At 43.6% G+C, this 9,959-nt stretch carries 12 protein-coding genes; 5 read left to right on the forward strand and 7 right to left on the reverse strand.

The window, feature by feature from the left end:
• Nucleotides 1-208: 208 nt before the first annotated feature.
• From B2Z67_RS08715 to B2Z67_RS08740, 6 genes are all read right to left on the reverse strand, one after another.
• Nucleotides 209-895, reverse strand: a complete 687-nt coding sequence (locus B2Z67_RS08715; protein ID WP_291529436.1) for a DUF4858 domain-containing protein — start codon at nucleotides 893-895, stop codon at nucleotides 209-211.
• Nucleotides 896-928: 33 nt separating this feature from the next.
• Nucleotides 929-1,480 (reverse strand): DUF4943 family protein, encoded by a 552-nt coding sequence (locus B2Z67_RS08720; RefSeq protein WP_291529437.1) that lies wholly within the window; start codon nucleotides 1,478-1,480, stop codon nucleotides 929-931.
• A 20-nt stretch (nucleotides 1,481-1,500) separates the two neighbouring features.
• Complete coding sequence (locus tag B2Z67_RS08725; RefSeq protein ID WP_291529438.1) at nucleotides 1,501-2,658, reverse strand: outer membrane beta-barrel protein; 1,158 nt, start codon at nucleotides 2,656-2,658, stop codon at nucleotides 1,501-1,503.
• The gene (locus B2Z67_RS08730) at nucleotides 2,645-3,178 is read right to left on the reverse strand and encodes an RNA polymerase sigma factor (RefSeq protein ID WP_414630795.1); all 534 of its coding nucleotides are present in this window, start codon (nucleotides 3,176-3,178) and stop codon (nucleotides 2,645-2,647) included. The genes B2Z67_RS08725 and B2Z67_RS08730 overlap by 14 nt, the downstream gene beginning before the upstream one ends.
• Before the next feature lie 222 nt (nucleotides 3,179-3,400).
• The gene (gene nadC / locus B2Z67_RS08735) at nucleotides 3,401-4,249 is read right to left on the reverse strand and encodes a carboxylating nicotinate-nucleotide diphosphorylase (RefSeq protein ID WP_291529440.1); all 849 of its coding nucleotides are present in this window, start codon (nucleotides 4,247-4,249) and stop codon (nucleotides 3,401-3,403) included.
• Nucleotides 4,242-4,634, reverse strand: a complete 393-nt coding sequence (locus B2Z67_RS08740) for a DUF4783 domain-containing protein (protein WP_291529441.1) — start codon at nucleotides 4,632-4,634, stop codon at nucleotides 4,242-4,244. Before B2Z67_RS08740 ends, nadC begins: the two co-directional genes overlap by 8 nt.
• Nucleotides 4,635-4,728: 94 nt before the next feature.
• Between B2Z67_RS08740 and rlmH the strand changes: the two genes are divergently transcribed.
• The 3 genes from rlmH (at nucleotide 4,729) to B2Z67_RS08755 (ending at nucleotide 8,441) form a co-directional block, all read left to right on the forward strand.
• Complete coding sequence (gene rlmH / locus B2Z67_RS08745; RefSeq protein WP_291529442.1) at nucleotides 4,729-5,202, forward strand: 23S rRNA (pseudouridine(1915)-N(3))-methyltransferase RlmH; 474 nt, start codon at nucleotides 4,729-4,731, stop codon at nucleotides 5,200-5,202.
• A gap of 485 nt (nucleotides 5,203-5,687) precedes the next feature.
• Nucleotides 5,688-6,038, forward strand: coding sequence for a hypothetical protein (locus B2Z67_RS08750; protein ID WP_291529443.1), 351 nt, complete (start codon nucleotides 5,688-5,690; stop codon nucleotides 6,036-6,038).
• A 126-nt stretch (nucleotides 6,039-6,164) separates the two neighbouring features.
• Nucleotides 6,165-8,441, forward strand: coding sequence for a VapE domain-containing protein (locus B2Z67_RS08755; RefSeq protein ID WP_291529444.1), 2,277 nt, complete (start codon nucleotides 6,165-6,167; stop codon nucleotides 8,439-8,441).
• A gap of 228 nt (nucleotides 8,442-8,669) precedes the next feature.
• Here B2Z67_RS08755 and B2Z67_RS08760 read toward each other — a convergent pair whose 3' ends face one another.
• The gene (locus tag B2Z67_RS08760; RefSeq protein ID WP_291529445.1) at nucleotides 8,670-8,906 is read right to left on the reverse strand and encodes a DUF4248 domain-containing protein; all 237 of its coding nucleotides are present in this window, start codon (nucleotides 8,904-8,906) and stop codon (nucleotides 8,670-8,672) included.
• 296 nt (nucleotides 8,907-9,202) lie between these two features.
• Here B2Z67_RS08760 and B2Z67_RS08765 point away from each other — a divergent pair, with 296 nt between their 5' ends.
• Nucleotides 9,203-9,700, forward strand: a complete 498-nt coding sequence (locus tag B2Z67_RS08765; protein ID WP_291529446.1) for an HU family DNA-binding protein — start codon at nucleotides 9,203-9,205, stop codon at nucleotides 9,698-9,700.
• Between the two features lie 71 nt (nucleotides 9,701-9,771).
• Nucleotides 9,772-9,870 carry a smalltalk protein gene (locus B2Z67_RS08770; RefSeq protein ID WP_291529447.1) on the forward strand — a complete coding sequence of 33 codons (99 nt, stop codon included), beginning with the start codon at nucleotides 9,772-9,774 and terminating at the stop codon, nucleotides 9,868-9,870.
• Nucleotides 9,871-9,959: the final 89 nt, after the last annotated feature.

Here is a 9,959-nt window from a genome sequence, read left to right on the forward strand (position 1 = left end):
ACACTATGAATAATGTAGGTTAGAATCAATTCACCGGAGAAGGAACAAAATCCGTCCCATGAGATGAATATATTCGTCTCACGAGACGGATTTTTTCGTCTCGTGGGACGGATTTTTTTGTCTCGTGAGATGAATATTTTCGTCTCGTGAGACAGATTTTTTCGTCTCGTGAGATGAATATTTCAGCCTCGCCAGACGAATCATTCGACTATTTCTTCTTCGTCTCCTTCACCTTGACAGGTTTCTTTTTCAACACCGTCGTAGAGTCACCATATTCACGCAATACTTCCAGAGTACGCGCCCGGCGCTTACGCCCTTTGACGTTCCAGAAATCCTTCGTGAAAGGCGTCATAAAATCCATACCCGACGGAGCGGAAGTTCCCCGCCAACTGCCGACTGCCATGTTGTTAGCCCGTTCCGTCGTCCGGTAACGCAGTCCGCTCGCTTCTATTTGCTCTACGGTTTCGCGCGGCCCTTTGTCTAAAGGAGTTTTAGCCCAATTACTATATATATAACGTGTTTTGAGTTCATAATAAGGATCACTCCTCCATGTATTCTTATCTATCTTTATCTTCTTCTGATACACCGGATCCCAGTTGTATTTTGTATTTGCCTTATATGGACGCAGAGTGAGGAAAACTTTAAGTTTCGATGTATCCGGAGTCTCAGGTAACGTGACATCAAAGTCCAGCCAACGCTTTTCATTGGACATACGCTGCGTACCTACCGGTCGCTGTATTTCCAGTTCCTTCAAAGCATCCGGATTCAACTGTATTTCTCCCGCCCCGTTCAACAAACGATGCAAACGCAGAGAGTCCTGAGATGTCCAGTTTTGAGCGCAAACAGGAATGGCTACTGCAAGAAGCAGCCCGATTAGGGTACAGTATTTTCTCACTTAGTTAATTTTAAACCGAATAGTTGATTATTCTTACCACCACATGTACCCGCTTCCGCAAAGCGGTTCATTATGGCATGGGTCTATCGTCCACATCGTACGGGGATATTTACGCCCCTCCCACCAGCGGCGATAGCGGGTAGCAGCATCCAGCACTTCATCATCAGACAGGAAGTAAATGCCTTCATAATTCTCCGCATCCGTATGCACCATCTTACAGCCCATCGAAGCATTTTGTCCCAAACGAATAGTTTCCACCGTCCACAGAATGCATTCACCTAAACGAAGTTTACCGCCTGCCGAGTAAGATACCGGAGCCAAAGGGAAAGAAGGAATTACCGTTAAATCCTCCGAATACATCAGCAGACCTTCTATATCTTCAACCGTGAACCGGGGCACATCGTTCAATCCTTCAGGACTTTGAGTGGAGTATTTTCCCGCTTTCAGTTGCTTTACGAATAAATCCACGTCCGGATTATTGTAATCCAACGTCTCTTCTGAGCACGACACTAAAGCGAATGATAGTAAAACGAACAGTATAACTGCCGGAATACGAGATTTATATATTAAGGAAAGAGTTTTCATAATAGCGTTGTATATTTAGGTTAGTATATCATACGAACACCGCAAAGTAGATTAAAGTTCATGGAACGTTCCGTATACAGAGTTTTCGTCTGCGAGTCCGTATCAAAATAGTGGGATACCGTAGGCTCGGCAAACAATGCTATCCGGTCGTTCAATTTGTAACGCACTCCCAAACCGGCAGCAACGGACAGTTGTACAGGCTCTGCTCCAAAACCATTATCTCCGGCTCCTGCTATACATTTTTCAGCCGCACCGCCCAATGTCGCATAGAAATCGACTTTCGGATTACTCGCCAATATCGCATTCAGCTTTACCGGAACAGCCAGCGTATGTATCACACGGTTTGCATCAAGACGATTGTATTGCAATCCAGCCTCAAGGGAAAAACATTTATTCAGACGACGTTCTGCGGAAACTCCTGCCGTAAACGGCATTCCAAAACTCCCTTCGGGCAACGATGTTCCTACACCAGCTTCCAAAGCCCAATCCTTGGAGGAACCTGTTACTTCTTTAACGGAAACTGTGTTTTCGGAATGTACACCGGATTCCATATCAGAAATTGTGTTTGCAGAGTCAGCCGTTCTGTGGTAACCGTTCTCATTCTGCGACGCATTCTGGCCATACATGCCATTTCCCCCTTGCTGATGGTTACCAAATACGCGTTGTGTAATCGTTATGGAAACAGTGACGGACACAGATTCGTCGTCTTCCTCTTCATTTACCGCCAACACGGTAGCGGACGAAGCCTGTCCCGGATGTTTGTTCCCGGATTTATGAGCCACCGGCTTAGTCTCATGGATAGAAGGAAATTTCTCTTGTACTACATCACCGTTCAAGCTACCTTCGGGCGTCAGAGTAGCCACTTTGGTAAACGCTTCCTGAATTTCTTCCTTCGGAGAGAAGTACCAGAATGCCGCGGAAGCAATTCCCAATACAAAAATTACGGAAGCGGCGGCAACCCCGCGATAGAACCGTGGAGTAAAAACGAAGCGCCTCTGCTTTTGTTGAGGTAAAGCAACAGCCTGACCGGATGCGACCGCTGCGGAAGTATTTGGGGTATCGGCCTCGATAGCGGACAGTTCCCCTTGCAATTCTTCCCAGAAGCCATCGCGTACCGTCATTTCAGCACCGGTGAGGCGACTGCGGAATAAACCGGTTATTTCATCATTTCCTTTCATACCTTATATAATCTTTAATTCTTTTTGCTAACAAACTCCTGGCACGATGCAATTGCGAGGTAGACGAATGTTCCTTGATTCCAAGCAGTTCCGCAATCTCCTTGTGTGATTTCTCTTCAAACACATACAAGTTGAAAACGGTTCGGCATCCATCGGGAAGCTCTGCAACAAATTCCATCAATTGCTCTTCGGAGAGACGGTTACCGCTATCAGCTATGCTTGCCTCGTCGGGTACGTCAGGCAGTTGTTCCTCGTTCACTACCCATTGGTTGACCCGCTTCTGCCGTCGCAAGTAATCTATGGCCTGCGTTACCATCACTTTCGTCATCCACGTTCCCAGAGAACTATCTCCCCTGAAGGTGAAATGAGTGAAGATCTTGATAAATCCATCGTGCAGTACATCATGCGCCGCATCCAAGTCACCCGTATAACGGTAGCATACCGCCAGCATCTGTTTGGAGTAGAGAGTGTACAATTCTTGACGAGCGGAATTTTTCCCTACCCGGCAGCCCTCTATCATGTCTATCTCGTTTCCCAAAGTCAATGCCTTTTTACGAGACGCCTCTTTGCGTCGTTTGTTAGTTAGACGCAGCCTTCCGTAGAATGCTGCAATATTATATCTAAAAAGAAGTTAAAGAATGGGGATTATTTATGAAGAAGAAAGCCTCTCATAAGGATTGCAATAGAATGGCAAACTTATAAGAGGCTTTTCTTTATTTTCTAATACCGACTCCTGTTCTTGTCAACACGCTTTAAAACTCATATCCAGTCCTTTCACTGAATGGGTCAAAGCGCCAACAGAGATAAAGTCTACGCCACATTCGGCATAATCGCGCAATGTATCGAAAGTGATACCTCCGGACGATTCGGTTTCATACCGACCCGCTACCATCTCCACAGCTTTCTTCGTCGTTTCAGGCGAGAAGTTGTCGAACATGATACGGTCTACTCCGCCAATTGCAAGCACCTGTTGCAACTCGTCCAAATTACGCACTTCGATTTCTATCTTTAGGTCTTTGCCTTTCTCCCGGCAGTATTCTTTGGCGCGATTAATAGCTTTATCAATACCTCCGGCAAAATCCACATGATTGTCTTTCAATAGAATCATGTCGAAAAGTCCGATACGATGATTGACACCGCCACCAATCTTCACCGCCATCTTTTCAAGGATGCGCATACCCGGGGTAGTTTTACGGGTATCGAGCACACGGGTACCTGTACCTTCCAGTTTCTCTGCATACTTGTGCGTCATGGTTGCGATACCGCTCATACGTTGCATGATATTCAGCATCAAACGTTCGGTTTGCAACAGCGACTGTACTTTACCTTCTACCACCATTGCTACATCGCCCGGATTCACCCATGCGCCATCATTAATGAAAACCTCTACTTTCATATCGGGGTCAAAACGACGGAAAACTTCTTTGGCAATCTCTATACCTGCCAATACACCGGATTCTTTAATCAAAAGCTTGGATTTCCCCATCGCCGTAGCAGGGATACACGAAAGAGTAGTATGGTCACCGTCACCTATATCTTCAGCAAAAGCAAGATCTATCAATCTGTCAATCAATTCTTCTTCCTTATTCATTCGTCTTATCTATTCTTATTTGATGTATAATATATCTGTTTTGTACTTTTCTGAAGAAACAATTCACCCGAAAGTTTCCGTTTGTAGTAGCCAGCGTGCCGATAACGAAACTGGATTCATCACGTTTCCCTTCGTGATTCACATTGAAGCCGCTGACTTTATTATTGGCAAAAAAGTCAGCCATTGCTCCCTCGGCCGTCGGCTTGTCAGCATTAGTCGTGCGATTTTGAATAATCAAATCCACTTTGTCACCCAGATACCTGTTGAGTTCCTGAGAGTTTCCTTTTTTGAAAGCCACAATCACCCCCACAGGCACGTCTTGCGCAAAGAGCGAAGACATCCAGATGAAGAGACAGGTCAAGAATAAAACTACTCGTTTTTTCATAAATACAAGTATTAACGATAGGCAAAGGTAAGCATTTAATATAAAATACAATAAAAAAGTACTAAATTTGTGCGCTAACCATAACAATATCAGCATGAAAGCAACTTTGCTCGTCGTAGGAAGAACCGTAGAACAACATTTTATCACTGCCATTAATGACTATACGCAGCGCACTAAGCGCTACCTGTCATTCGATATAGAAGTCATTCCGGAACTAAAAAACACCAAGAATCTTCCGATGGAACAACAGAAAGAAAAAGAAGGAGAATTGATATGCAAAGCATTCCAGCCGGGAGATGTGATAGTGTTGCTGGACGAGGGAGGAAAAGAAATGCGCTCCATAGAGTTTGCAGACTATATGAAGCGCAAAATGAATACCGTAAATAAACGGCTTGTATTTGTTATCGGCGGGCCGTACGGCTTTTCCGAAAAGGTGTATCAAGCGGCTCACGAAAAGATGTCTCTTTCAAGAATGACTTTTTCACATCAGATGGTTCGGCTGGTATTTGTAGAGCAACTGTATCGTGCCATGAATATCCTTAATGGGGGGCCTTATCACCACGAATAAGTGTAAACGGGCAGTTAGTCGCCTTACCCGGACTTCCACCTCTCATATGTATCTGATTAACAATAAGTTATATTAAAAGAACAATTGTGGTTTCAAAACAATATCTTATTGAAAGAATCATAAAATGAATGTAGCCTGAAAAAGCGTCTATTAAACGAACAATTTTGGGACATCCCCATCTTTTACAATCATTATTGATATCACTTAATTCACATAATAATGTACGCACGCATACACGCGCAGGCGCGTATTTCTCTACTTTTTCTATAGCCCCTGTTACACACACATTTTTAATTAATAGGTGGTAGGTACCCCCTACCTATTAATTAAAAATGTGTGTAACACATAACATAGAAAATCTTTATTATTATAGATAGAAATGGTACACATCATAGGCAATAATTACTAATTTTGCTTTCAAATGTGAATATAAAATAAATTATTAATTCTAAAAATTGTAATTTCATGATTAAAAAAACACAATCTTGAGTATCGAACTCATTAGTAAGGATGGCTATGACATCAAAATCGAGAGAAATGGAAAAAGGGTGAATATCCTACTGGTTGAAGATAAGGCACTTAACGAACGAATAGTGGTTAAGGCGGAAAAAAGAAAAGAATTCCTAATTCCTTGGATAAACATGCTTATCAGTAACAAAAAAGAGAGCGGACTAAAAGGCACCATGCATCTGGCAAAGAAGTTAGACCACATCGCCCGCTTTGAAAAAGGGAGGAACGAAGAGGGATTCCTGTCACTGAAAAGCATTAATACTGAAATCATTAACCTAAGAAAAACAATCCTGGAAGAAGAAAGGGAAACAGGAAAAAGGGAATAAGAGAAATAGTTACGTTAGTTTGTGGAAAAACGCCTTTTTAAACGCAAAAAGGCGTTTTTGCCATTTCAGATATTATACCCTACTTTGCATCGCCATAAGGCAAATGACCTAACAACAACTCAAAAGATGGAAAACATTCCGGTAACCGCATACAGCGGATTCAGTAACGTCCGGGGGGAACTTACCCTCCGGCAAGTAATTGAGAACATTACAAAAGGAGTACATGCAAGGCTTGTAATCAAAGTCAGGCGACTCGTCAGCGAACAGAAGATAGAGGAAGCGAACCATGTGAAGAAGCAGTTGCCATTCTACACCGTCACGGCGGGATACAGGGAGAAAAGACAGGCGTACAGCATCACAAGGTACACGCATGTCATTGTGTTGGACATTGACGACCAACCCGAAGAGAAACTGGAAGAGTTGAGGAAGAAAATCAATGAAGACCCTAATACGCTGGCCGGCTTCCTCACCCCCAAAGGACATGGATTCAAAATCTTCGTGTTTCTGCGTACACAATACGCCATGACCCTAAGAGAAAGTTTCGCTATGGGAGAAATGGACTTCGCCACTCTGGAAAAGTATCACAGGATAATGTACGACGCCTGCAAGGAATACTATGAGCGGTTGCTTGGCGTAGAAGTGGACGGAAGCGGAAAAGACTTGTCCAGAGGATTCTTCACCTCTTTCGACGAGAAGGCGTACCTGAACGAAGAGCTGATGAGAGAAGTGGACGAGATGCTGACCGGTATCGTTCCACCCGAAAAACCGCAAGCGGGGAGAAAGAAAGGCGAAAGAATGATAAACGAAAGCATGGTAGACGAAAGAACAACAAGCAAAAAAGCGGCAAGTAATAAGCCGGCAGAAAACAGGAGAACAGAGAGTAATACGACAGAAGCCGAGCCGTGGGAAAGAATGGAATTCAATAAGGCAGTACTGGCGATAAAGAGAATTTCAAAATTTGAACCGGGAAACCGGGACAATTTTCTGTTCTCTTTGGGAAACAAATGTTACTCGAAAGGACTGGAAGAAAATGTAGCAATACAGCTGGCACAGGAGAAGTTCGGACAGGAAGGCATAGACATAGCCACACCCATGCACAATGCTTATACCTACACGAACAAAACGCACGATGCTCTTGAACGCAAGGAGGAGAAACCGGACATCATCAACCAACTGATCAGTTTCCTGCAGGCGCATTATAATATCCGCAGAAATGTAATTCTGGACAGACTGGAATATCTCGATATAGATGAGAAGGAAGAGAAATGGAAAGGCAAGTTTCGGCCGATGAGGGCGCGCAGCTACAATTCCATCTTCCTGAGCCTGCAACTGGCAGGCATCAGGTGCTACCGCAATTATCTGCAAACGGTTATCGACTCTTCATACGCGAAGGATTACAATCCATTCACGGACTACATTGAGAAACTACCGCCGTGGGACGGAGTGACCGATTACATCGGCGAGTTGGCGGATACGGTACAAACCGAAGATCAGAAGTTCTGGAAGAAAAGTTTCCGGAAATGGTTCGTAGGAATGCTGGCGGGCGCATTGCTGGACGACAAGGTGAATCATCTCGTTATCATCCTCTACTCTGAACAAGGAAAGGGAAAGAGCACCTGGATACGGCGTTTGCTACCTCCCCAGTGGAAAGAGTATTACCGTAACGGTATGGTAGATCCGGGAAACAAGGACCACCAGATACTGCTCAGTACGCATATCATCATCAATATGGAGGAGTTCGAAGGGGTTAGAATGAACGACCTGGCGGGACTGAAACGGATTATCACCCAGGAGAGTGTGACCGAACGAAAAGCGTATGACACACAAGCCTATAATTTCGTGCGACACGCGTCGTTCATTGCCAGTACCAACAATCGCCAATGCTTGCAGGATATAGGCGGAAACCGCCGATTCCTCCCCTCTTCCGTCATCTCGTTGGACTATCGGACACCAGTCAATTACGAGGGAATATATGCACAGGCTTACGCATTGCTGAAAGAGGGATACCAATACTGGTATGAAGGCGAGGAAATAGACGAACTGAATCGGCACAATGAGTTGCACCGCATGAAAGATCCGGTGGAGGAAAACCTGTTCGTGTACTTCAGCAAGCCGCAACCGGAAGACCTACGGGTGAAGTGGATGCCTGCCGCAGCCATACTAAGCAAGATTGCCATCTATGGCAAGATACAGGTAAACAGGCAGACGACACAGACATTAATAACCTCGCTGGAGAAATACGGATTCAGAACAAGAAGAAACCGGCAGGGAAGCACGGAATATGAAGTGACTGATCTGCAACATGATGAGATAGAGAAGGGATTCAAAGATAGCGGAAACGAGAAAAAAGAGGAGGAGGAAGAAAAAGAAGAGAAAGAGGAAGACGGGCTATTGCCTTTTTGATTTAGAGACTGTTTAAGAGACTGTTTAAGAGACTGTTTAAGAGCCTGTTTAAATTTTCCTCAAAAAGTTTTTATTCAGGAGAATGGGTACGCGGACAACGCGGATTAAGCGGACGAACGCGGATTATTTCTTCTTAAACAGGCTCTAAAGCATTATAATGAAAATCCCGTATGGTATCAATCATACGGGATTTTCATTATAATCAAATGCCGGGAGTTAAGAAAGCGTTCAGGGCTCTCCAAACGTATTCACAATAAGACGTACTTGACGACGGGTATAGCGATGGTCGCCGGGAGACTCCGCCGCCTGATAAAGAGCTTTGTGGAGTTCGGGATTACGGCTTATCCAGTAGCGCATCTTGCGCATGGCAGGGACGATAGGCATATCGGGATTATACAAATGGGCAAGTTCGGACTTGCTGTAGGAACGAATGAGAAAGGGTTCTTCAATACAATGATTTTCCATGTTGATGCTTTTTTGAATTTTGAATTATGAATTATGAATTATGAATTATGAATTATAAATTATGAATTATAAATTATGAATTATAGTTGGTTTTATGACTCAAATGTACAAAATTATGGGGATATACGGAAATGAATAACACAATATAATACACCGGAATAAAAATAATTAATATACAGATACCTGGACAACAATACACGACAAAAGCACAGGCAGAGATGATGTATCTTTGTCTCACCAACCTGCAGGAAGGGACGAGTAAAGTGGAAAATTAAATTAAATTAAAATTAAAAGTTATGGCAGTACCATTTAAAAAGACAGTCCATAGAAAGGACTTGAGAGACAAGCAGTCTCCTTTGATGTATTACCCGCGTCTGGTGACTATGGGACAAAGTGCAAATCTGGAAAGCATTGCGTATGAGATGAAAGAGAAGAGTTCGTTGTCGCTGGGAGATATCAAGAGCGTATTGACGAATTTTGTGGAAGCAATGAGGACAGCTTTGTATAACGGGCATTCCGTGAATATACAGGACTTCGGGGTATTCAGTCTATCGGCTCGCACTGTAGGAACGGAAACGGAAAAAGAATGTACGGCAAAGAATATTAAAAGCGTACGGATAAACTTCCGTCCCTCGACCAGTGTAAAGCCCAACCTGACTTCCACACGTGCCGGAGAGAAAATCGAATTCCTCGATATCAAAGCGGCTGTGGAAGGTAGTTCAAACTCCGACGAAGATAATTCTACGGGAGGAAATTCGGGAGACGGAGGAATAGATGATAATCCGCTGGGATAACCAATTAACCAATTAATCATTAATCACTAATCACTAATCATTAATCATTAATCACTAATAATAACTACATTATGAAGAAGAAAATGACTTTGGACGCAATATTGAAAGTTGTGATTGCAGTAGTTTCGGCACTGCTCGGAGCAATAGGAGCAAATGCAATGAATAGATAGGAAAGAGAGAATTACTCAAGTTTCGCATGTTATTTATATTGTTAATTATCAGTAGTATCTCTATTAGCTTCGCTGACAGATTATCTGAT

The sequence above is a fragment of the Bacteroides sp. UBA939 genome (genome assembly GCF_002293435.1).
Lineage (GTDB): Bacteria > Bacteroidota > Bacteroidia > Bacteroidales > Bacteroidaceae > Bacteroides.

What these genes read in the sequence shown, in the direction of transcription:
- B2Z67_RS08720 (WP_291529437.1), bottom strand. Translation starts at nt 1,480, where the DNA reads ATGAAAACTCTTTCCTTAATATATAAATCTCGTATTCCGGCAGTTATA.
- B2Z67_RS08725 (WP_291529438.1), bottom strand. Translation starts at nt 2,658, where the DNA reads ATGAAAGGAAATGATGAAATAACCGGTTTATTCCGCAGTCGCCTCACC.
- B2Z67_RS08730 (WP_414630795.1), bottom strand. Translation starts at nt 3,178, where the DNA reads ATGATAGAGGGCTGCCGGGTAGGGAAAAATTCCGCTCGTCAAGAATTG.
- nadC (WP_291529440.1), bottom strand. Translation starts at nt 4,249, where the DNA reads ATGAATAAGGAAGAAGAATTGATTGACAGATTGATAGATCTTGCTTTT.
- B2Z67_RS08740 (WP_291529441.1), bottom strand. Translation starts at nt 4,634, where the DNA reads ATGAAAAAACGAGTAGTTTTATTCTTGACCTGTCTCTTCATCTGGATG.
- rlmH (WP_291529442.1), top strand. Translation starts at nt 4,729, where the DNA reads ATGAAAGCAACTTTGCTCGTCGTAGGAAGAACCGTAGAACAACATTTT.
- B2Z67_RS08755 (WP_291529444.1), top strand. Translation starts at nt 6,165, where the DNA reads ATGGAAAACATTCCGGTAACCGCATACAGCGGATTCAGTAACGTCCGG.
- B2Z67_RS08760 (WP_291529445.1), bottom strand. Translation starts at nt 8,906, where the DNA reads ATGGAAAATCATTGTATTGAAGAACCCTTTCTCATTCGTTCCTACAGC.
- B2Z67_RS08765 (WP_291529446.1), top strand. Translation starts at nt 9,203, where the DNA reads ATGGCAGTACCATTTAAAAAGACAGTCCATAGAAAGGACTTGAGAGAC.
- B2Z67_RS08770 (WP_291529447.1), top strand. Translation starts at nt 9,772, where the DNA reads ATGAAGAAGAAAATGACTTTGGACGCAATATTGAAAGTTGTGATTGCA.